21 protein-coding genes are annotated in these 23435 nt (G+C 35.9%); 8 read left to right on the top strand and 13 right to left on the bottom strand.

Annotated features, from left to right (window positions below; translation table 11 throughout):
- Nucleotides 1–9: 9 nt before the first annotated feature.
- Nucleotides 10–2559, bottom strand: a complete 2550-nt coding sequence (locus U0R11_RS04550; RefSeq protein WP_406750093.1) for an ATP-dependent Clp protease ATP-binding subunit — start codon at nucleotides 2557–2559, stop codon at nucleotides 10–12.
- Between the two features lie 44 nt (nucleotides 2560–2603).
- Nucleotides 2604–3215, bottom strand: coding sequence for a WbqC family protein (locus tag U0R11_RS04545; RefSeq protein ID WP_406750092.1), 612 nt, complete (start codon nucleotides 3213–3215; stop codon nucleotides 2604–2606).
- Nucleotides 3216–3281: 66 nt separating this feature from the next.
- On the opposite strand from U0R11_RS04545, the gene U0R11_RS04540 reads away from it, so the two are divergent.
- On the top strand, nucleotides 3282–4151 hold the full coding sequence (locus U0R11_RS04540) for a lysophospholipid acyltransferase family protein (RefSeq protein ID WP_406750090.1): 870 nt from the start codon (nucleotides 3282–3284) through the stop codon (nucleotides 4149–4151).
- Here U0R11_RS04540 and U0R11_RS04535 read toward each other — a convergent pair.
- Genes U0R11_RS04535 through U0R11_RS04515 form a run of 5 tightly spaced genes read right to left on the bottom strand, consistent with a single transcriptional unit; the run spans nucleotide 4148 to nucleotide 8229 of the window.
- The gene (locus U0R11_RS04535) at nucleotides 4148–4774 is read right to left on the bottom strand and encodes an L-threonylcarbamoyladenylate synthase (RefSeq protein WP_406750088.1); all 627 of its coding nucleotides are present in this window, start codon (nucleotides 4772–4774) and stop codon (nucleotides 4148–4150) included. The genes U0R11_RS04540 and U0R11_RS04535 overlap by 4 nt on opposite strands.
- Complete coding sequence (locus U0R11_RS04530) at nucleotides 4755–5705, bottom strand: YihY/virulence factor BrkB family protein (protein WP_166374148.1); 951 nt, start codon at nucleotides 5703–5705, stop codon at nucleotides 4755–4757. Before U0R11_RS04530 ends, U0R11_RS04535 begins: the two co-directional genes overlap by 20 nt.
- Nucleotide 5706: 1 nt before the next feature.
- Nucleotides 5707–6111, bottom strand: coding sequence for an acyl-CoA thioesterase (locus tag U0R11_RS04525; protein WP_406750086.1), 405 nt, complete (start codon nucleotides 6109–6111; stop codon nucleotides 5707–5709).
- Nucleotides 6112–6113: 2 nt separating this feature from the next.
- Nucleotides 6114–7148 carry an endolytic transglycosylase MltG gene (gene mltG, locus U0R11_RS04520; RefSeq protein WP_406750084.1) on the bottom strand — a complete coding sequence of 345 codons (1035 nt, stop codon included), beginning with the start codon at nucleotides 7146–7148 and terminating at the stop codon, nucleotides 6114–6116.
- 1 nt (nucleotide 7149) lies between these two features.
- On the bottom strand, nucleotides 7150–8229 hold the full coding sequence (locus tag U0R11_RS04515; protein ID WP_406750082.1) for an Ldh family oxidoreductase: 1080 nt from the start codon (nucleotides 8227–8229) through the stop codon (nucleotides 7150–7152).
- A 111-nt stretch (nucleotides 8230–8340) separates the two neighbouring features.
- Between U0R11_RS04515 and U0R11_RS04510 the strand changes: the two genes are divergently transcribed.
- The 3 genes from U0R11_RS04510 to U0R11_RS04500 are packed head-to-tail and all read left to right on the top strand — an operon-like array spanning nucleotide 8341 to nucleotide 13074.
- Nucleotides 8341–9930 (top strand): FMN-binding glutamate synthase family protein, encoded by a 1590-nt coding sequence (locus U0R11_RS04510; protein WP_406750080.1) that lies wholly within the window; start codon nucleotides 8341–8343, stop codon nucleotides 9928–9930.
- A gap of 23 nt (nucleotides 9931–9953) precedes the next feature.
- Entirely contained in the window at nucleotides 9954–11834 is a 1881-nt protein-coding gene (locus U0R11_RS04505) for an ABC-F family ATP-binding cassette domain-containing protein (RefSeq protein ID WP_406750078.1), read from the top strand.
- 1 nt (nucleotide 11835) lies between these two features.
- Nucleotides 11836–13074, top strand: a complete 1239-nt coding sequence (locus tag U0R11_RS04500) for a type IX secretion system plug protein (RefSeq protein WP_406750076.1) — start codon at nucleotides 11836–11838, stop codon at nucleotides 13072–13074.
- Here the strand turns inward: U0R11_RS04500 and ychF are convergent.
- Together ychF and U0R11_RS04490 are read right to left on the bottom strand one after the other, a co-directional pair.
- Nucleotides 13071–14174, bottom strand: a complete 1104-nt coding sequence (gene ychF, locus U0R11_RS04495) for a redox-regulated ATPase YchF (protein WP_406750074.1) — start codon at nucleotides 14172–14174, stop codon at nucleotides 13071–13073. The two genes, U0R11_RS04500 and ychF, sit on opposite strands and share 4 nt — an antisense overlap.
- Nucleotides 14175–14265: 91 nt before the next feature.
- On the bottom strand, nucleotides 14266–14583 hold the full coding sequence (locus U0R11_RS04490) for a DUF3276 family protein (protein ID WP_109322876.1): 318 nt from the start codon (nucleotides 14581–14583) through the stop codon (nucleotides 14266–14268).
- 176 nt (nucleotides 14584–14759) lie between these two features.
- On the opposite strand from U0R11_RS04490, the gene U0R11_RS04485 reads away from it, so the two are divergent.
- Together U0R11_RS04485 and U0R11_RS04480 are read left to right on the top strand one after the other, a co-directional pair.
- Nucleotides 14760–15359 (top strand): septal ring lytic transglycosylase RlpA family protein, encoded by a 600-nt coding sequence (locus U0R11_RS04485; protein ID WP_406750072.1) that lies wholly within the window; start codon nucleotides 14760–14762, stop codon nucleotides 15357–15359.
- The gene (locus U0R11_RS04480) at nucleotides 15325–16209 is read left to right on the top strand and encodes a DUF58 domain-containing protein (protein ID WP_406750071.1); all 885 of its coding nucleotides are present in this window, start codon (nucleotides 15325–15327) and stop codon (nucleotides 16207–16209) included. The genes U0R11_RS04485 and U0R11_RS04480 overlap by 35 nt, the downstream gene beginning before the upstream one ends.
- Here U0R11_RS04480 and U0R11_RS04475 read toward each other — a convergent pair.
- Nucleotides 16202–17653: a DUF4369 domain-containing protein gene (locus U0R11_RS04475; RefSeq protein ID WP_406750069.1), complete on the bottom strand. Its 1452-nt coding sequence runs from the start codon at nucleotides 17651–17653 to the stop codon at nucleotides 16202–16204. The genes U0R11_RS04480 and U0R11_RS04475 overlap by 8 nt on opposite strands.
- A gap of 41 nt (nucleotides 17654–17694) precedes the next feature.
- Between U0R11_RS04475 and U0R11_RS04470 the strand changes: the two genes are divergently transcribed.
- Entirely contained in the window at nucleotides 17695–18471 is a 777-nt protein-coding gene (locus U0R11_RS04470) for a YdcF family protein (RefSeq protein WP_406750067.1), read from the top strand.
- Here U0R11_RS04470 and pfkA read toward each other — a convergent pair.
- On the bottom strand, nucleotides 18468–19442 hold the full coding sequence (pfkA, locus tag U0R11_RS04465) for a 6-phosphofructokinase (RefSeq protein WP_166374160.1): 975 nt from the start codon (nucleotides 19440–19442) through the stop codon (nucleotides 18468–18470). The genes U0R11_RS04470 and pfkA overlap by 4 nt on opposite strands.
- 176 nt (nucleotides 19443–19618) lie before the next feature.
- On the opposite strand from pfkA, the gene U0R11_RS04460 reads away from it, so the two are divergent.
- Nucleotides 19619–20689 (top strand): M42 family metallopeptidase, encoded by a 1071-nt coding sequence (locus U0R11_RS04460; protein ID WP_406750065.1) that lies wholly within the window; start codon nucleotides 19619–19621, stop codon nucleotides 20687–20689.
- A 75-nt stretch (nucleotides 20690–20764) separates the two neighbouring features.
- Here U0R11_RS04460 and U0R11_RS04455 read toward each other — a convergent pair whose 3' ends face one another.
- Both U0R11_RS04455 and U0R11_RS04450 read right to left on the bottom strand, forming a co-directional pair.
- A complete protein-coding gene (locus U0R11_RS04455) occupies nucleotides 20765–22909 on the bottom strand; it encodes a S9 family peptidase (protein ID WP_406750063.1) in 2145 nt (714 codons plus the stop codon).
- A gap of 10 nt (nucleotides 22910–22919) precedes the next feature.
- On the bottom strand, nucleotides 22920–23417 hold the full coding sequence (locus U0R11_RS04450; RefSeq protein WP_406750061.1) for a YdcF family protein: 498 nt from the start codon (nucleotides 23415–23417) through the stop codon (nucleotides 22920–22922).
- Nucleotides 23418–23435 lie beyond the last annotated feature (18 nt).

The raw sequence follows: 23435 nt of genomic DNA, 5'->3' as shown, positions 1-23435 counted from the left end.
TTAATCTTTTTAATTGGTTTTTCTAGTGAGAACTATTTCTGTAGCCCCTTCCTCAAAATCTGCCTCGATAATCTCATTTTCCGCTAGAGGTCCTTTTAAAATCTCTTCAGCTAATGGATCCTCCAAGTATTTTTGAATGGCACGGTTCAAAGGTCTAGCTCCATATTGAGGATCATATCCCTTATCAGCAATATAATCCTTGGCTTTGTCCGTCAAAGTTACCGTATATCCTAAATTGCTCAAACGAGATTTCAATTTAATCAACATTAAATCGATGATTTGATGTAAATCTGCTCGTTCTAATGAATTAAACACAATGATATCATCCAAACGGTTAATAAATTCAGGCGCAAAAGCTTTCTTCAAAGCATTCTGTATCGTTGATTTAGCATGCTCCTCAACATTATCCATTCGGGATTTCGTTGAGAATCCAATTCCAGAACCAAAGTCTTTTAAATCACGAGCTCCAATATTGGAAGTCATGATTATGATCGTATTTCTAAAATCAACTCTTCGACCTAATCCATCAGTCAGGATACCATCATCCAACACTTGCAATAACAAGTTGAACACATCTGGATGTGCCTTTTCGATTTCATCTAACAGTACTACCGAATATGGCTTTCTTCGAATCTTCTCTGTTAATTGACCGCCTTCTTCATATCCAACATATCCCGGAGGCGCTCCAACTAAACGAGATACACTGAATTTCTCCATGTATTCACTCATATCGATTCGAACCAAAGCATCTTCTTTATCGAACAAGTAAGAAGCTAAGACCTTCGCCATTTCGGTTTTTCCGACACCCGTTGGTCCAAGAAAAATAAAGGAACCAATAGGTTTTTTAGGGTCTTTCAATCCCACACGAGTACGTTGAATGGCTTTTACCAATTTTTTAATGGCGTCTGCTTGACCAATGACATGCTTGGCCATTTCTTTCTCCATCAACAACAACTTTTCGCCTTCTTTAGCAGCAACACGATTAACAGGAATTCCTGTCATTTGAGCAATAACCTCAGCCACATGTTCCTCGGTAACGGTGAATTTCTGCTTTTTAGATTCTTCCTCCCAAATATTTTTGGCTTGCTCCAATTGATCGATTAATTTCTTTTCTCGATCCCGTAATTGAGCAGCTTCTTCGTATTTCTGAGATTTAACGACTTGATTTTTCTCTTTTTTAACAATCTCAATTTGAGATTCTAAAGCCACAATATCAGCAGGCACATTAATATTAGAAATGTGTACACGTGCACCCACCTCGTCCATCACATCAATGGCTTTGTCTGGCAAGAAACGATCTGAAACATATCGATCCGATAATTTCACAGCAGAAACAATGGATTCTGGCGTATAAATCACATGGTGATGCTCTTCGTACTTATCCTTAATGTTGTGTAAGATTTCAATAGTTTCATCAACAGTGGTTGCATCAACCATGACTGTTTGAAAACGACGAGCCAAGGCTCCATCTTTTTCAATGTATTGACGGTACTCATCTAACGTGGTTGCTCCAATAACCTGTATGTCACCTCTCGCAAGAGCTGGTTTAAACATATTAGAAGCATCCAATGAACCCGAAGCTCCACCAGCACCTACAATGGTATGTAATTCATCTATAAATAAAATAACATCAGTAGATTTTTCTAATTCATTCATCACCGCTTTCATTCGCTCCTCAAACTGACCACGGTATTTGGTGCCAGCCACTAAGGATGCTAAATCAAGCGTAACTACTCGTTTGCCAAATAAGACACGAGAAACTTTCTTTTGAATGATTCTAAGTGCTAAACCTTCTGCAATAGCCGTTTTACCTACGCCAGGCTCTCCAATTAAAATTGGGTTATTCTTCTTACGACGCGACAAGATTTGAGCAACACGCTCTATTTCTTTTTCTCGTCCAACGATGGGGTCTAACTTACCATTTTCGGCAATTTTTGTTAAATCTCGACCAAAATTATCTAGAACAGGTGTTTTACTTTTCTCTGTACTTTTTGTTCCAGACGAAGCTGAAGAACCTGAACCCGCTGACCCACCTGATCCAGATGAATACAAGCGGCTATCATCATCATTGTCGTCCGTATCTGAACTTGACTTAGGTGAGTTTTCTTGACCGGCACCATTTTGAAATTCTACCATTTCTTTGATTAAATCATAATAGACCTGGTATTTTTCTAAAATTTGAGTGGCCACATTATCCTCATCACGTAAAATCGCCATCAATAAATGGTCTGTACCTACTAAATTAGTTTTGAAATATTTCGCTTCTAAATAAGTCAAACGTAATACCTTTTCCGCTTGTTTGGTCAAAGGTATGTTCAACATATTTTGTTTATCAAAGGATGAACGACTGGTAGAAGCGGTCGAATGTTCGATGCTTTGCCTTAATTGGTCTAAGGAAACACCTGACTTTAACAATAAATCAATACCTGGACCTTCTCCATCACGAATCATTCCTAGCATTAGGTGCTCTGTCCCAATGTAATCATGTCCTAAACGTAAGGCCTCTTCTCTAGATAGAGAAATTACTTCTTTCACTTTATTTGAAAACTTAGCCTCCATATAATTTATTTTTATGCCGAGAACAAGAACTCTGTCCTATTTGTTCAATTTTTGTTCAATTGATTTAAAATCAAATTAGCATCCCTGCCTTGGTTCATTAACAAATCCAACATGGATAAGTTTGGTTGAAATACATTTCCAAAACATTGGGGATATACCAATTTCTTATAAACGTTTCTATCTCGCCAATCTTGCTTAGCTTGGATATGATTCCAAAATACATCTTTATCTTCTATTTCAAACGATTCAGATAAAGAATAATTCATTTTTCTCCCTAATATTCGACTGAACAATTCAATGAATTCAATATTTAAATCTACTAAAAAATTTAATTTTTTCGCAAAAATAGAACGGATATATGGCTCAAAATATTCGAAATAAGGTGCTTTTCCGTATGCAGCCTGAATAGCTCCTTGATGAATCCTAAGCCAATTTTGTCCATAGTCAATGCGTACATCTTTCATCAGCATTTTAGCTGCATGAATATGTTGAATAGGAACTGTTAATGTTTCAATTCCGTTAGCACCTAAAATCAGTGCTCGATTTCGATAGGTTTGCTTTAAGAAATGCTCGTAGACTTCGAATTGAACCTGCTCTTGGGAAAGAAGTAAAGTAAAATATTCTATACTGGGTAAATAATGGATCTCAATACGCATTCCCAAAAATTAATCGGATATTTGTAAAATTAATAGAATAAAGCCAATTAGTTCAGAATTCAAATGATGTTTTTCTTTAAGTTACTAGGACAATTACCCTTATTTATTCTTTATGGAATAGCCAATATCCTTAAATGGGTATTTTATGGTATAATTTCCTATCGAAAAAAGGTCATTTTGGGTAATTTAAGTCGTTCTTTTCCTGAGAAATCAGCAAAAGAAATTAAGCAAATAGCCTTCCAATTTTATGGATATTTAACAGATCAATTACTGGAGTTTTTTAAGGGTGTTTCTTTAACGGAAAATCAAGTCCTGGAACGCGTAGAGTTGAAAAATCAAGAGTTAGTTCAGAACTATATACAGAAAGGAATTCCAGTCATATTGGTAGCTGGACATCAGGGAAATTGGGAATGGGCTATACATCGTTTGGCTTTGACAAAAATCACCAATGACATTGTCTATCAAAAACTAAATAATCCCGATTTCAATGAGTTTAGTAAACAAGTTCGGCAAAGATTCGGGAATATTGTTTTAATGGAAAAAAGGGAGTCTGTTATTTTAACCCGAGACAGAAAAAAAATCCCAAGAGTTATATGTTTGGCTGCAGATCAGGCACCTCAAAAGCCTGAAACGGCTTATTGGACTACCTTTTTAAATCAAGAGACGGCATTTTTCACAGGCATGGAACGCTTTGCTAGAGAATATCAATATCCCGTGGTATTTGCGGAATTAATACGTAAAAAAAGAGGTCATTATTCGATGACTTATGAGCTATTGGCTGAACCAAGTTTTGATAATTTACCCCATGGTGAAATTATAGAGAGATTTGCACGAAGATTAGAAAAATCAATTGTCAAATTTCCTGAGCAATATTTATGGTCTCACCGTAGATGGAAACATAACAAACCGGAACATATTTCCATCAAATGGAATTAAAGAAAATCCGAACAGTCGCCTGCTCCTTCACGAATAACTTCTGTTTCATCATCTTGAAGATCAATTACACTGGAAGGTTGTAAACCTCCAAAATCACCATCCAATACTAGATCAACTTTATTTTGATACATGTCAAATATCAAACTTGGATCCGTGTAATCTTCAACCTCTAGTCCTTCTTGAGGCAATGTGGTCGTTAATAATGGATGTCCTAATGCCTTAACAATTTCTAGTATGGGTAAATAGTTTGGAATACGAATTCCAACCGTTTTCTTACCTTGAACTAAGACGGCTGGAACTTTGGAGCTCGCAGGTAAAACAAAGGTATAAGGTCCTGGCAAATAGCGCTTTAATGTTTTAAAGGCAAAATCACTTACTTTGGCAAAATTGGCAATAGAGCTTAAATCTGCGCAGATGAAAGAAAATCGATTTTTATTGGGTTTGATTTGCTTGATTTCACAAATACGAGCAATAGCCTGAGCGGATTGAATAGAACAACCCAAAGCATACATGGTATCTGTAGGATATATTATTACTCCGTTTTTATTCAAGACCTGCACCACTTGTTCAATAAGTGCTTGTGAATTATTCTTCTCGTAAATTTTAATCAATTGAGCTTCCATTTTTTAGTCGAGAAGGTGGATAAAAGAAATCATTCGGCTCTTGTTCATTATCCTCAATTTTCACTTGATCAATACTGGCATTGATTTCAAAACCGACCAACAAAATTAGCGCAAAAAAGTATAACCATACCATCAATGCAATAAGAGAACCAATGGAGCCATATACCTTATTGTAACTTGCAAAATTTACTAAATAATAAGAGAATATATTCGTAATGGAAATGGTTAAAATAGAGGCTGTAATGGAACCAGCATTGAAAAATTTCCAACGTTTATGAATGGCTGGTGCATAAAAATAAATAATGGAAATGGTCAAAAAGAATACAGAAAATATAACAAAATAGGTTAGTATTTTAATGAAGTAAAAAGTGAAGTCATAATTAATTAAGCCTTTATTGGCCAAACTATGAACAATTAAATTTCCCACAATAAATACTAAAAAAGCTGTAATAAGCACAAAGGTCAATAGGAAATTTAGAGCAACAGCAATTACTCTTTCTTTAATATAACCTCGATTTTCGTTGGTTTTGTAAGTCAAATTAAATGAACGTATTAAGGCCATAATACCACTCGTAGAAGCGTAAAGGGCTAAAATAAAACCAAATGACAAGACTCCTCCCCTTTTGTTTCTAACTAATTCAACAACCAGTTCGGACAAATCCTTCAACATACTTTTTGGAATTGATCCTTTCAAAAAACCAATCATCTTGACATCTAAGTTATCTATGGGCAAATAGGCCAACAATGAAAATAGAAATATGATGGCAGGAAAAAAGGCTAAAGTGAAATTATAAGCTACCGCAGCTGCACGAACGTCAATGTCAAATTGAAATATCTTTTGATATAGAATACTCAGAATTCTAGCTAAGACGTAATGCTCCTCTAGTTCTTTCCAAATTAATTTAAGTTCACGGAGTATACTTTTTCTCATATTAAAAATATGGCTTTAAAACCTCCAACAAATAATCAGGGGCCTTCACCATTTTTTGTCGTTTCATGTCCATGAAAACCAAGGTAGTTTTGCCTTCGTGGATTAATTCTTGCTTTGAATTCAATATTCGATAAGAAAATTGTATTCTAACCTGGGGTAAAGACAACAAGGTGCATTCAATGGTTAATAGTTCATCGTAATAAGCAGGAGCTAAAAATTTTGAATAATTCTCGTAAACAGGCAGACCTATTTGCTGTTCTTCTAAATCCTTGTAACTAACTCCTAAACTTCTCAAGGTTTCCACTCTAGCAATTTCATATAATCGAGCATAATTACCATAGTAAACATATCCCATTTGATCCGTATCGGCATAACAAACTCGATAAGTTACTGCATGACTAAACATAATTACTTAATTTTTAGAGTGTCTAAAGCATGTTGATATCTCCTAGCATTTTGCATATGCTCCTCATAACTGCTAGCGAAGGAATGGTACCCCGAAAAATCCTCTTTAGCACAAAAATACAAATAGGAATGCTTTTCTAGATTTAAAACACGATCGATTACTTGAGGTGAAGGAATGGAAATAGGACCCGGAGGAAGTCCCGTTAATCGATACGTATTATACGGAGAACTAATGGCCGTATATTTTCCAGTAACACGTTTAATGGTAAAATCTTTCCAAGCAAATACGATGGTTGGATCAGCTTGCAATGGCATACTTGTTTTTAAACGATTCCAATATACTCCTGCTATTCTAGATTGCTCATCTGATTTTTTACTTTCCCCTTCTACAATGGAAGCTAAAATTCCAGTTTCAGTTGGAGTTAAAGCTAATTTTTGAGCTTTTTCAATTCTTTCTGCCGTCCAAAACTTAGTATACTCTTTATTCATTTTGGACATGAAAGATTCAAAAGATGAAGTCCAAAGTATTTCGTAGGTATTGGGAATAAACATACAAGGGATTGTTTCCTTATTGAATCCAAATTGACTTACATATTCATTCGAATCTAAATGCTTGAATATAAAGGTCGAATCAAAGGACAATTGTTTGGACAATTTACCTGCTAAATCTTCTTTTAAACGAAAGGTATTGATGACCAAACGAATGGCATCTTGTCGGCCATTTCGCAACTTTCGAATAATTTCAAAATTACCGGATTCAGAATAAATCAAATACCGACCCGCTTTTACGCGTTCAGGGTAAGATAAAACCTTTGCTAAAAAACGGAAACTTAATTGATCTCTAACTAATTTATGTTTGTCTAAAGTATCCAAAACTGTTTGGTAGCTAGCACCTTTAGGAATTAATAATACAAAAGGTTTATCAACCTTTACATCAAAATTCGGTGTCTTGAATACCTGCCAAACATAGTAGGAAAACATAGCCGCTAAAAGCGAAAACACTAAAATAAATATCTTGAATTTTTTATTATCAATCATCTTAGGCTAGTTTAAAGGGTACATTAAATCGATTGGCTAAAGCTTGTAAATCAGCAACCACTGGCTCCAATAATGGAATTCCGTTGGCTTTACGCTCCACTTCTAATTCTCTTTCTGGATCACCTGGTATAATGACTTTCTTTCCTTCAACAGCTTGGGCTGAACGGAATCGCTGTATCCATTTATCCATATCTTGTCTAAATTCATCCGCAGGTCGAAAGGCATCAATGCGCATAGCGCCTAAAAAATGACCCGTACCAATACCAACAGTCTCACCTGCCGACATAAAACCTGCCGTAGCAAAAGGTGGAACCCAAGGTCCAAAATTGGCTCCAGATAATACACCTGATAAAATATCTACCATAGCGCCTAAAGCATATCCTTTATGTGAACCATGTTCTCTATCTCCGCCTAGTGGAAGTAATGCCCCACCATTTTTGATAGCAAATGCATCATTACAAGGATTCCCATCTGCATCTTGAACCCAACCGTCAGGAGTATTAAGTCCTTTCCTTTGTAATATTTCCAATTTACCATAAGCTACAGCAGTAGAAGCAAAATCCGCCACAAAGGGAGGTTCGGTTAATGCAGGAATTGCCATGGCCACTGGATTAGTTCCTAATAATTTCTCTCTAGAAAACGTGGGTGTGACCAAAGGAGCAGCATGGGTCATTGCCCAACCAATCATTTGATGCTCTAAAGCTTTCATGGCATGGTAACCAGCAATACCAAAGTGATTCGAATTACGAACAGCTATCCATCCTGTACCTGCCTTTTCTGCTTTTTCACAGGCAATTTCCATGGCATAAGGCGCTACCACCAAGCCAAGTCCTTTATCACCATCGATCACTGCGGTAGAAGGAGATTCATGAATAATTTTAATCTTAGGATTGGGATTAAGTCTACCATGATCAAATAAACGAACATAACCTGCCAAACGTGCTACACCGTGAGAATCTATTCCACGTGCATCCGCAGATACCAAAACTTCAGCGGCCAATTGTGCTTGATTTTCAGGTACTCCAATGGATTCGAAAACTGAAGCCACAAAATTTTGTAAGCGGGTAAAATCTGCTTGCATAGTCTAAAAACAAAGTACAAAGATAAAAATATTATGGGGGAATAAAACTTTTAACAGCTAGCCAACGTTCTTTTGCTATATTCGTTTCATCGAATTTTACTTCATCAAATTATGCAAACTAATGATCTTCTTGAATTAAGTCAGTCCTTCTGGTTTTGGTTCATACTTATTTTAATCGCCGTCATAATAAGAGACGTTTTCATTCAAAAAAACCACACCATCACACACAATTTTCCAGTAGTGGGGCATATTCGTTACTGGATTGAGCGGATTGGTCCAGAAATTCGACAATACATTGTAGCCAATAACCGGGAAGAGCTTCCATTTAACAGACAAGAGCGTTCATGGATTTACGCATCTTCTAAAAATGAAAATAATTTGCAAGGTTTTGGAAGTGATCAAGATTTCAATTCTCCTGGGTACATCTTTATAAAAAATGCCATGATGGGATATAATCCCCCCAAGGATCATCCATTTAGAACTAATCCTGGTGTTATTCCTGCGGCTAAAGTCATAGGAACCTATCATGAACGAAAAAGGCCATATCGCCCATATTCGGTAGTCAATATTTCAGGGATGAGCTATGGTTCATTATCTGCCAAAGCTGTGGAATCCTTAAATAAAGGAGCCTATTTAGCGGGATGTTTTCATAATACAGGAGAAGGCTCATTATCACCCTACCATCAAATGGGGGCTGATATTGTATTGAATATCGGAACGGCCTATTTTGGTGTTAGGGATTTAGATGGTAAATTCTCTATGGAAAAATTAGTCGAAAAGGTGCAAGCCAACCCAAGATTAAGAGCCATCGAACTGAAATTATCACAAGGAGCAAAACCAGGCAAAGGCGGAATGTTACCTGCCGCCAAGGTCAATAAAGAAATTGCGGATATTCGTCACATACCTATTGGAAAGGATGCCTTCTCCCCTGCTTTTCATTCTGAATTCTCCAATATCCCAGAAATGGTTGATTTCATTGAAAAAATGGCAGAGGCAACTGGATTGCCAGTTGGTATCAAATCAGCTATTGGAAAGCTAGAACAATGGGAAGAATTGGCTCTATATATGAAAAAAACAGGCAAAGGCCCTGATTTCATTACCATAGATGGTGGAGAGGGAGGAACAGGTGCTGCACCGCATGCCTTTGCTGACCACGTATCCATGCCATTTACTTTTGCTTTTGCCAAAGTGTATCAAATCTTTCAAAGACAAGAATTATCTCAACACATTTTTTTCATTGCCTCAGGAAAATTGGGATTTCCGGAAAAATCCTTGATGGCCTTTGCTATGGGTGCTGACTCTATTAATATAGCTCGAGAAGCTATGATGTCGATTGGCTGTATTCAAGCACAAAAATGCCATACCAATCATTGCCCAACAGGAATTGCTACTTCCAACAAGTGGTTGCAAGCCGGTATCGATGTGACCTTGAAGAGTGAGAGATATTATTTGTACCACTATACCCTAATTAAAGAAATTGGTGAAATTACACATGCTTGTGGCTATGAGCATCCATGTCAATTAACCATGGATGATATTGAATTCTCCATGGGTGATAATAACCGAACCATAGCCCTATCTAAATCTTTGGGCTACCATAAGGACCCTGTAAAATATGGTAGTTTCCATGATTTATTGGCTTGTTCTTATTTAGGTGGAGAAGGTGCAAGAAAACGATTGACATTTGCACCTAAGGTTTAGAAAGGTTTGGTTATCTTTGTACTATGTTATCCATATCCAATCTAAGTTTCTATTTCGGTAGTAGGGCATTATATGAAAATGCCAATTTGCACATCAAACCTAAAACCAAAATTGGTCTCATTGGGGCCAATGGTACAGGGAAGTCTACATTACTTCGCTTAATTTCTGGCGAATACTCCCCGGATGGAGGAAATATTTCCAAGTCAGGAGAATGTACCATCGGTTTTCTCAATCAAGATTTATTATCCTATCAAACAGATGATAGTATCTTGGAAGTAGCCATGCAGGCATTCGACAAGCAATTAGAGCTTCAACATAAAATTGATGCTGTCTTGCACAAGATGGAAACCAATTATGAAGATAAGGATATAGATGTTTTAGCGAATCTACAAGAGGAATTTGAACGTTTGGATGGATATACCATACAAGCCAAGACGGAGGAAATATTAGAAGGTTTAGGATTTAGTACACAAGATTTATCTAGACCTTTACGATTATTTTCTGGAGGATGGAGAATGCGGGTCATGTTGGCCAAATTATTACTACAAAAACCAGCTTTACTGTTGTTAGATGAGCCAACTAACCACTTGGACTTACCGTCCATTGAATGGGTAGAAAATTACATCCATGATTATGAGGGTTCCATTGTTGTGGTCTCTCACGATCGGTATTTCTTAGATAGAACCATAGACCACATTGCTGAGGTTTCCAATGCTAAAATCACTTTATATCCAGGTAATTTTTCCTTTTACATGGAAGAGAAAGCCTTAAGAAATGAAGTACAAAAAGGAGCTTTTGAAAATCAACAAGCCCAAATTCGACAGACAGAGCGATTTATAGAACGCTTTAAAGCGAAAGCATCTAAAGCCAAACAGGTTCAATCGCGTGTAAAAGCATTAGATAGAATTGATATTATTGATGATGTCATTGATGAAAAAGCAAAAGTTAATTTCAAATTTAATTTTGGTACACAACCTGGCCGATTCATCCTCTTTTTGGAACAAATTTCCAAAGCATATGGAGAAAAAATCATCTTAAAGAACACCTCGGCAACGATAAATCGTGGAGATAAAATTGCCTTAATTGGTGCGAATGGTAAGGGTAAATCAACCTTATTGAGAGTTATTTCGGGAACGGAGAAAATTGAAGGAGAAAGAAGATTAGGCCATAATGTGATTGAATCCTTTTTTGCTCAGCATCAGTTAGAAAGCTTACAAGTTGAAAATTCACTCTTAGATGAATTAAAATCCACTGGAACAGCAAAAACTGAAATGGAATTACGAAGTATCCTAGGATGTTTCTTATTTTCAGGTGAAGAAGTATTCAAAAAGATTAAAGTGCTCTCAGGAGGTGAAAAATCACGTGTAGCCTTAGCAAAAGTCTTGATTTCTCAGGCTAACTTCTTGTTATTGGATGAGCCGACCAACCACTTAGACATGCAGTCAGTGAATATTTTGATTCAAGCATTGCAGCAATACGAAGGCAGTTATGTGGTTGTTTCTCACGATAGGTTCTTTGTTTCTCAAATTGCTAACAAAATTTGGTACTTGGAGGATTATGAAATCAAAGAATATCCGGGCACATTTGAAGAATTCGAAACTTGGCAAGAAACTAGAAAATCAGAATTGCCTAGTGGAAATAAAAAGGTAACGGAAAAACCAAAACCTGAAATTGAGAAAACGATTGCACCTACTATTCCAGTCATAAATAATGCCAAACAGATTGAAAAATTGGAGGCTAAAATCATGGAACTGGAAAACAAAAAGGATGAAATTGAGTCAAAAATGTCTGAATTAGCCCAAAGTAATCAATTTCAAGAAATGAAAACTTGGGAAGTTAAATTAAAATCACTGTCGGAAGAATTAAGTGTCGTGATGAATGAATGGGAAACCCTAATTGCCTAACATGAAGAAAATCCATGGTTTGATCTTCCTATTTTTATTGATGAATTTCTCCATTTTAGGACAGATCATGAATAAGAAATTCAAAAACGAAGTTCAAACCATTATTTTAAGTCGATCCGAAGAAAAAACCATCATTACCGATAATCCAGTAATGGACCTTGCTACACAAGGTAATTATCAAATTTGCTTTGATGATTTGGTGATGAAAAACCTGACATATCACGTTCGAGTTATTCATTGTCAGGCTGATTGGAAACCGTCTAATTTATCTGAAATTGAGTATTTACAAGATTTTAATGACGTTCCTATTCGATCCCCTAAAAACTCCTTTGGCACCAAAATCCCCTATTTACATTATCAAATAGAACTACCTAAAGTACGAATCAGTGGCAATTATATAGCCATGGTCTATGCACAAAGAAATAAACGGGATACCGTATTTACTAAACGCTTTTCCGTTTATGAAAATGCCATCACTGTGGCCGCAAAAATTTCCTTTGCGAGGCCTAATCATCTCCGCAATACGCATCAAGCAATTGATTTAACATTGATTTATCCCAATCAACTCATGTTAAATTCAGACGAAGCAATACAGGTCATTCTAAGAAAAAATTACCAGACTAAAAATTGGTTGGATAAAATTCCAAGGGCACAAATTAATGGACAAGAAAGAAAAATCACCTTTCCTTTCTATGATAATGAAAATGTGATTCCTGGCGGGAATGAATTCAGGTTAATCAATTTATCTAGTACCCAACAAAAAATGACTTTTGTAGAGAGTATCCGTCAATCCAATGCCTTTACAGAAATGAGTACACAACTAGAAGTACCTCAAGGGAATTATTCCTATGTCCAAAGGCCTGATTTTGATGGTTCTTTTGTGATTGACCATTATGAAAATGGTAATTCTAGTGTATCATCAGATTATATCTGGTGTATTTTCCAATTGAAAATGGAGGAATTGGCTAATGAACAAATTTATGTGGTTGGCGCTTTTAATCAATTTGAAAAAAGCCCAGATAATCTCATGGAATACGATGCTTCCAAACAGATGTATACGAAGAGAATTCGCTTAAAACAGGGAATTTATAACTACCAGTTTGTAAGTAATAAACCTAATAATATGTTAGAAGGAAATTACTCACAAACTGAAAATACCTATGAGGTACTAGTCTACTTTAGAAAACCAGGCGATCGCCATGATTCTTTATTGGGATACAATAAATTACTATATCCTTAAACATTGAATCTAAAGTGCATGATATCTCCATCTTGCACGACATATTCTTTGCCTTCTACACTCATCTTTCCTGCTTCTTTACAAGCAAGTTCTGTTTTTAATGCCTCATAATCAGATAATTTAATTACTTCTGCACGAATAAAGCCTTTTTCAAAGTCGGTATGTATCACACCTGCTGCCTGAGGAGCTTTCCACCCTTTTTGGATTGTCCATGCACGAACTTCTTGTACACCAGCAGTGAAATAGGTAATCAAATTCAATAAATAATAAGAACTACGAATCAACTTACTTAGGCCGGATTCTGTAAGGCCATATTCACCCAAAAACATAGCTCTTTCATCCAAATCTTCGATTTCAGCTATTTGGGCTTCCAAAGCAGCACAGACCACGATTACTTCAGCATTTTCGGCTTGTACATTGGATCTTAATTGATCTACATATTCATTACCTCCTTGAGCTAGAGCTGACTCATCCACATTAGCCACATAAATAACGGGCTTATCTGTTAGCAAATATAAATCTCCAATAGCTGCAGCTCTTAATTCAGTATCCATATCCAAAGTACGAGCAGATTTCCCAGCTTCTAAGGTAGCTTTAAACTGCTGTAAGGCCGCCAATTCTTGTCTAGCCTTGGCATCACCAGCTTTTGCTGCTCTTTCTGTTTTAGAAATCTTCTTATCTACTGATTCTAAATCTTTCAACTGCAATTCCATATCAATGATTTCTTTATCACTAACAGGATTGACACGACCTTCTACGTGTACAATATTTTCATCGACAAAACAACGAACCACATGAATGATCGCATCCACTTCACGGATATTAGCTAAAAACTTATTTCCTAAACCAGCTCCTTGAGATGCACCTTTCACTAATCCTGCAATATCCGTAAATTCAATGACCGTAGGTAAAACGCGTTGAGGCTTAACTAGAGCTTCCAAAATGGATAAACGTTCATCAGGTACTGTCACAATACCCACGTTGGGTTCAATCGTACAAAAAGGGTAATTGGCTGCTTCTGCTTTATTAGAAGAAATAGCACTAAATAAAGTTGACTTACCTACATTGGGTAAACCAACAATTCCACACGTTAATCCCATAGCTTATATAAAATGAAGCGCAAAAATACGCTTAAAAATTAAAAAAGCCCCTGTTTGTACAGCGGCTTTTTAATAAATATCAAGTAAATTTTTATTCCCACTTTAAATCTGAGCCACCAAACTCATCCTCATCACGGTTAAATTGTGTAAAATCAACATCTGGCATTAATTCCGTCTTCACATGGTCTACTGCTTCTTTCAATCCATCCATGAATTTATCAAAATCCTCCTTGTAAAGGAACATTTTGTGCTTTTCATACACAAATCCATCTTCTTTCTGGTGACGGCGACTTTCTGTTATTGTAATGTAATAATCTTGTGAACGAGTTGATTTAACATCAAAAAAATAAGTTCTTTTACCCGCACGAATTCTTTTTGAAAACAATTCTTCTCTGTCTCTTTCTTCCACTTTAAATAAGTATTTAAGTTTTACAATGCGTAAATCTACTATTTATTCTCAATCACTCAAAAAATATATAGGAAATTTACTATCAAAAAATGAGTAATTTTTGTACAAAAGTTAGATAATCTTAAATTATAGGTATAAAAATTGCACAATAAGCAGGTAATTTGATAAGTTGCATCATGACTTCGTTTAGGATCATACTTTTTACCCTAATCTACCACTTCATTTTCCAAGTCCAGGCACAAAATCTGGGAGATGAAAGTTATGGTATAGCATCCTATTATTCTAGTAGTTTTTATTCTAATAAAACGGCCAATCAAGAGCTCTTGAATAGAAAAGAATATACAGCGGCTCATCGAATATATCCCTTTAATACGTTAGTAGAAGTGACCAATTTAAATAACAAAAAATCGGTCATCGTTCGTATTAATGACCGAGGTCCTTATAAATCGGGTCGCATCATCGATCTAACCGAAATAGGTGCCAAACAACTAAATATTCGTAAAATAGGTTTAACCAAGGTACGTTTAAAGATCATAGGATTTGAAAATGAACAAATGCTTATCCCATATCAGCATTTAGAAATGGAAACAGGTCCCAAATTCAGTACTAAATATTACCAGAAGACAAGACTTAAATACAAAAAAAAGTACCGCCTAAAAAGACATATTCGCCACCGCTCCTACTTAGTTAAAGGTAAAAAGAAAGGTACTGTGAATAAGAAACGTAAAAAGAAAATTAGTTATGCTAAGAAAAGTAGCAGAAGAACAAGCAAATAATTCCTTGTCCATCCTAGCAGAAGAAATCAGCCAAGAGCTATATCATGGAAAACATCGGAGTGCCTTTCATGGGTATTCCTCTGAATTTAAAGAATATAAAGCTTATCAAACAGGTGATAATTTAAAACAAGTAGACTGGAAGTTATACGGGCGAACAGATAAGCTATTTACCAAGCACTTTCATGATGAATCAAATATCAGTGCTTACTTTTTCATTGACTTATCTTCCTCTATGTTTTTCCCAAGGGAAAATCTTGAAAAAATCAATAAATCTATCCAAATCATCTCTGTTTTATGTAAGATTTTACAAAAGCAAAGAGACAAATTTGGAATTTTAGGGATTTCCAATGAACTACTTTGGGAAAGTCCATTATCCAATACCAAAGGGCATTTACATGAAATTTATACGCAGCTAGAAGATTTGGTACAAAGGGAATCTTTGGAAAAAATCAGTCAACTCCCTATTATTTTATCTAATAAGGTAGCTGCGATTGGACAAAGAAAGATTGTTTTCATATTAACTGACCTACTTTTCAGCGATCAAGACTATGCTCTATTTTTACAGAGTCTTTCCGAAATAAAAGCGAATAAAAATAGTATTAAAATCCTTCACGTTTGGGATCAAAGTGAAAGACAACAAGATTCAGCACCGGGTAGTATATTACAATACAAAGATATTGAGACGAATCAAGTTCTTTCTTTACCTATTGAAGAGTGGAATCTATTACAAGTAAAACAACAAAGTGTCTTTATTGACCAGCGAATCAATCCACTACTTAGCAAAGGCTACCACTATCATTCTTTGTGTGTGAATGACAGCCTTTTTGAGCTTATTCGACAAATTATTTAATACCTAGCTCTTTTTGACGGTTTTCATAAAATGTGATAAAATCTTGGATTTTATCCGTTGGAATTTTCTTCCCAATTATTCGCTTATTTTTATCCAATATGTAGATGATTGGAGTTGAATAAATATCAAATGTGTGAAGAAAATCCGTAAAGTATTCCTCTTTACCTGTCTTAGCATTCAGATGTATATCCACTCCATTATAGATGGATTCCATTTTATACTCTTTGATAAAATCGGTCCATTGTTGTTTATTTCGAGCAATGGAAGTGGCCAAAACGGAAATTTTCTTAGATTTAAAATAGTTCGTTTGAGCCATTAATTTAGGCGTTTCTTCTTTACAGTGGCTGCAATCTGGATCATAGAAATACACCAAAGTATATTCTCCTGGAATGGAGGATGTTGTTAATCGTTTACCTGATGGATCAATTAAATAAAGCTCAGGAATCCGCTTGCCAATTAATAATGGTTTTAAAACTTTGATTCGATCTCTCATTTGGCGAACGGTGGTCGTATCCCATAAAGCGGCTTCACCTACATAGTATTTTTCACCCATGTGGGCGAATGCGGCATCAGTACCTACAATGTTGGAGGTCTCATACGTACTAGAAATCTTATAAATGACGTATCGTCTAACATCCCTATTTTTAATCTTTGTCAACAGAATATCAGCATCTTTAATGATGGAATCAGGCTGTTGAACCACTAAATCTTCAAAATACTTTTCTACTTTTTTCTGTAAAAACGGGGTACGAATGAAGCGTTCATCGTTAAGATCAAGGTTATCAAAGAAATGTTTTTTGTAATATGTAAACTGATATTGGAAAAACTCGGTACTATCTTTTGACGTACTAATTTTCTTTTTGAAAGGAGGTATTTCAGGCTCAAATGTGGCTTTCACTAATTTAGAGACAAACAATTGCTTATTTTTATCGAACCACGATTGTTGATACTGACTGATTTCTTTTCGAATAATTGAAATTTGAGAAGGATCTTTTTTTTCCATTTCCAATTTCCTCAAATCAACATATCTTTTACCCATTTCTTTTTGAAAGCTGAAAAATGCTTCGTTTTCAAGGGTGTTTTGAAATTTCATATGATTAATTGGATCCAATGTGTCCGTTTCAAAGGAGAAATTGGTATTACCAATGATGACATCGAGGTATTTATTTTTGGAAAAGCTAATCAAATACAGACCTTTAGGTAATTCTTCTTTTCCTTGAAATACAAAATTCCCTTGTGCATCTGCTTGTGCTGTATCTTTAATCACTTGCTGAGTTGAACCAAAATAATGGGCTAAATAGATTTCTCCATGGGTAATTCCATGAATCTTACCTTTAATTAAATAACCTGCAAGAGTTGTGGCTGGGGTGTTTGTCTTTTTTACTTGGGCTATTGAGCCAAATACGCTTAGCATGATGCTACATGCCAAAAAAAATACTTTCATATATTTAATTAAATTTACAGACTAACGAATCTAAAATTACAATGTTTTTCATACTATCTAAAATATTAGACATCTTACTTTCTCCAACAATTTGGATAATAGCACCTTTGATCATAGCCTTTTGGTTAAAAAATGTTAAACAGATCAAAAAGGCCATATTATGCTCCATTTTCCTATTATTACTTGTAACGAATGGAGCTATTTGTAACTTTTTCCTTCAAGCTTGGGAAATTGATCCCACAGACATTGCCAAGGGGAAATCATATACTTGGGGAGTCCTATTGACAGGTGGAATGATCAAATATACTGATACCCATCCAGAGCGTATCGCTACTGGTGAAGCAGTTGATCGAATGATTCAAACCTTTCATTTGTACCAACAAGGGGCAATCAAAAAAATACTGATTACTGGAGGAGAAACAAGCATTCCTCATATGATGATAGACAAATCCAATGAATCAATCAATGTAAAAAGATTACTTATAAAAATGGGTGTTCCCTCACATGATATATTTGTAGAGAATAAGGCTAGAAATACTTATGAAAATGCCTTGTATTCAAGTCGAATGTTAAAAAACTACATAAAAAATGATACTGTTGTGGTAATTACTTCTGCCATGCACCTAAGACGTTCAATTCTTTGCTTTGAAAAACAAGGATTTAAAGTAAGGCCATATTCTGCTGATATACTAAAAAAGGAAACCCCTGGGGGCTTCCTTTCATATTTTAAACCTAGCGAAAAAAGCTCACAAATTAACTTTCAATTGATTCGTGAAGTTGTAGGTATTGTAGTTTACAAAATCCAGGGTTATATCTAGGTTGACAAGATTTCTACCATACGAATCAAATCTTCCGAAACGGGTTTCTTTTTGGTAATAGTATCATGGAATGGCGTATAAACCAATTGGTTATTCACCACACCAGCCATTACATTCTTTTCTCCACGTAAAAGTCCTTCCAAAGCACCTAGACCTAATCTACTGGCTAAAATACGGTCAGCTGCTGTGGGAACACCACCACGTTGTATATGTCCTAAAGTTGTCACACGAATATCTAATTCGATTTTCATTTGATCTTTAATCTTCTGAGCCACTTTTTGTGCATTCCCTTCTTCATCTCCTTCGGCAACAATCACAATGGAAGAAGATTTGGCTTTAGAAAAGCCTTTTTGCAATGTTTCCATGACCTCACTCACTGGAGTTAAATTTTCTGGAATCATGACGGCTTCTGCACCACCTGCAATAGCGCATTGAATGGCTATATATCCAGAATCACGCCCCATTACTTCAATAAAAAACACGCGATCATGTGAATCTGCAGTATCTCTAATTTTATCGATAGCATCTAATGCTGTATTAACAGCTGTATCATAACCGATGGTATAATCAGTTCCGTACAAATCGTTGTCGATGGTACCAGGAGCACCTACGCAAGGGATTTTAAATTCATTATAAAATATTTCAGCACCTGTAAACGTACCATTTCCACCAATCGCTACTAAACCTTCAATTCCTTTGGCCTGCAATTGATCATACGCTTTTTTACGTCCTTCTGTGGTTAAAAATTCTTTTGACCGAGCTGATTTTAGGATGGTTCCTCCTCTTTGAATAATGTTACTAACCGATTGTGAATTCAATGGAATAATATCTCCATTAATCATACCATTATATCCCCTCACAATGCCATAAACCTCTACTCCATGATAAGCGGCACCTCGTACAATGGCACGAATACAAGAATTCATTCCTGGGGCATCTCCTCCTGATGTATATACTGCTATTTTCTTCATCAAATGTTGTTTTACTAATAAAATGATAAAAACAATCCTAACCTGGATAAATTTTCACTGTTAGTTACAAATTTAAGCTTTAAAATGGCTCTCCAAAACACTTAAATTTATTTTTTCGATAAAATTCAAATATAAATTAGCCTTAGTAAATTGCACCTTCAAAAAATATGTCAATTATGTCTCAAAAATCGAATGACTTTCTTTACGAATATTTAAATAATGCCTCTCCTACTGGTTTCGAGATGTCGGGACAAAAAATTTGGTTGGATTATTTGAAACCTTACTTAGATGAAAAAATTATCGATATATACGGAACTGCTGTGGCCGTTATCAATCCTGGAAAACCATATTCAGTCGTTATAGAGGCTCATGCCGATGAGATTTCCTGGTTTGTTAACTACATCGATGAGAATGGATACTTGTTTTTACGTAGAAATGGAGGCTCCGATGCCTTGATTGCTCCATCCATGCGTGCCAATATTCATACCAAGGATAAAGTAATCAAAGGGGTATTTGGTTGGCCTGCTATACACGTTCGTGATACCACAAAAGATAAGGCTCCTACAGTTAGCGATATCTTCATTGATTGCGGTGCATCTACTAAGAAAGAGGTGGAAGAAATGGGCATACATGTAGGTACAGTAGTAACTTTTGAGGATGGCCTCATGGAATTGAATGAAAAATATTTGGTTGGTCGTGCTCTAGACAATCGCATTGGTGGATATATGATAGCTCAGGTAGCCAAGCGATTAAAAGATAATAACATTGAATTGCCCTTTACCTTGTATGTGGTAAATGCCGTACAAGAAGAAATTGGATTAAGGGGTGCCGAAATGATTGTGAAGCGTTTAAAACCCGATTTAGCCATCATTACAGACGTTACGCATGATACGCAATCACCGATGTATAATAAGAAGACTCAAGGTGATATGGCATGCGGAAAAGGACCTGTGATTTGTTATGGTCCTGCGGTTCAAAATAATGTAAGAGATTTCATTATTGACATCGCCAATGAAAATAAAATTGAATTCCAAAGACAAGCTGTTTCTAGATCCACAGGTACCGATACCGATTCATTTGCTTATGCTACGGAAGGTGTAGCTTCAGCATTAATTTCCTTACCATTAAAGTATATGCATACTACCGTAGAAATGATCGCCAAATCCGATATGGAATCGGTGATTGATCTAATTTACGCTTGTTTACTGAAGGTAAAAGGAAATGAAGATTTTAGATACTTTAGTTAGTTATTAGTTATAAGTTATTAGGGATTAGATTTTAGGCCATTTATCACTTAACAACTAATACCTAATCCCTAATAACTATCTCAGGTATCGCTCAAAAAACTCATACGTTCTCAGCATCTGATCCAAACGCTGGCGGTTATTACCTGCACGAGTAATTTCATGGGTAGCACCTGGGTGACGAACATATTCAACATCACGACCCATCACTTTCAAACTCTTATACAACATTTCTGATTGAATTACCCCCGTTCTCAGATCCTGTTCTCCGTGAAATATAATCAATGGGGTTCGGATGTTCTGCACATAAGTTAAAGGTGATTCTTTATCTAAAATAGTCCTTGCTTGTTTTTCCCAAGGATATCCTCCAAAATAATTTGGAACTAATCGCCATGCATTTCCTTCTCCAAAAAAGGTTGATAGCTCGTATACCCCTCGTTGAGAACAAGCCGCTTTAAATCGATTGGTATGCCCTAACATGTAAGAAACCAGGTAACCTGCATAGGATCCGCCTGTAACAGCTAATTTTGAAGTATCTGCCCAACCTTCCGAAATGCTTAAATCTAATGCTTGCATCACATCGGACATAGGCCCTTGGCCCCAATCTTTCACATTAGCTCCCATAAACTCCGTACCATATCCACCACTTCCTCGTGGATTGGAATATACTATACCGTATCCTTTGGATGCAAAATATTGAAATTCATGCCACATTCTAGCTTCGCCAGTTCCCCACATGGCTGTAGGACCACCATGAATTTCTAACAATAATGGATACTTTTTATTCAATTGGAAATTACTGGGTTTCATGGCCCAGTAATCGATAATCAAACCTTTATTATTCTTGAATGTCTTTTTGCTAGCTAAACTAATGACTTTGTCTTTTAGCCAAACCGTGTTAAACGCAGTCAAGGCATTATCGCTTGGATTGGATTTAGACGAAAAATATAATTCTGATGGGTTCGAAATTTTAGTTTTAGCATAAATAAATTGTCCATCTTTCTGATCAAAACCAAGCACGCCTTCATCCGATGAGCTTAAAGACTTCAATTTTCCTTGGGCAATATCGTATTCAAAAAGAGGAACACCTCCATGATCTTGCGCACTAAAGTATAAAGTGGTTTCATCTTTTGACCATGACCATTGAGTGATAATTCGATCCAAAGGGAGGATTTTTTGGTAATAGACTCCTGGGTTCAAGGCTATGATTTTGGCAACTGGACTAGGAATTCCACCTACTTTTAGTTCAAAGAAAGCCAAATACTTCCCATTGGGTGAAACTGAAATATTGGAATAGCGATAGCCAGGTTTTTCAACTAAAGTTTGAAAAGTATTCGCCACAGCATCATAAATCGCAATGGTATTATCCAAAACCTTATCAGGATGTCTTAACGTATCAGCCGGCAAACATACAACAAAGCTTTTGCCCATTGTCAGCTCTTTCATTTCATCTATCCTTCTAAAAGGATTCGCGAGTAATTCAGGATTCGTATTACCTAAAACAGAGGTTTTAAAGAATGCAGGAACGGACATTTCACCACTTGTGGTACTTTCTTCTTGAAAGTCGAGCTGGTTAATAACTTTCGCTTTTTTATCTTTTTCATTTTGAAATAAATAAGCTCTTATTTCCTCGATATTCCCATCTGGATTTGCCTTGATGGACTTCTTTTGAAAGCTTGTCCAATCATAACCTGGTTTTTCAAGTGTCCATGAAGGAATCCAAGAACGCTTATTATACAACGTGTCAACCAAGAATTCCTTAACTGAAAGTTCCGAACTAAAAAAGATACTAGAGCCATCCTTTGACCATTCAGGAGCAGAAACTCCGTAAGGAATTGATGTAATGGGATAAGCCTCTCCTCCTCTCAAAGGCAATATGAATAGCTGAGGTTTATCAGCTGAAAGCCTAACAAAGCTAATATACTGACCATCAGGACTCCATGAGGCAGAAGAAACCGACAATTTACCAGAAGTCAAAGCACGAGATTCCTTGCTGGACAAATCGCCCAAATACAAATGATTTTGGTAAACAAATTCACCTTTTTTATCAGGATCTTCCACGATGGATTTAAGCAAATAAATGTACATTTTGCCATCGGGTGAAAATTGTGGCTGAGAAACCGTTTTAATCTTCAGCAAATCAGTTAATTCTATATTTTTCGTTTGTGCCAAAACGGTAAAACAGCTAAAAAATAGCATAATAAACGTTAATAATTTTTTCATATTTGTTGATTTAATAATATAATCCATTCATTTTTAATTCTTCAATTGCCTGTACTTCATGTGCTTTTAATGCAACTAATTCTGGTATTTCCGTCAAATGTTCTACACCTATATAAAACTTGGAGAAATTGGATAAAATAACATCAAATATCAATTTTACTCGAGTAATATGATAAGATGAAGTAATAATTACTAACGAGTTAATAGGATATATTTCTAATACCAATTTGCTTTTTACAGCATCTTCGACGGTATTGGAAGATAATGCTACCGGTAAAAATGCATGTTCTGGAACTCCTTTAGTCATTAACTCCTCTTTCAATAAAGTTGAATGGGGCCATGGACTTGTATTAAAATGTGCACCAAATCCCCCTGTACATAAAATGGGTCTGGCTTTTTTTTGATACTCTTCCCAACAATAATTAACGCGATCCACGGCAATAGCACCTAATTGACCATCGGGAGAATTGGGAGAACCTAATACCAACAATACTTCTTGAAAGTTCATAAAAAAAGGTCTCCAAAA

This window comes from Aquirufa salirivi, assembly GCF_045310485.1.
Lineage (GTDB): Bacteria > Bacteroidota > Bacteroidia > Cytophagales > Spirosomataceae > Aquirufa > Aquirufa salirivi.
This window is presented reverse-complemented; position numbering and strand designations above follow the sequence as displayed.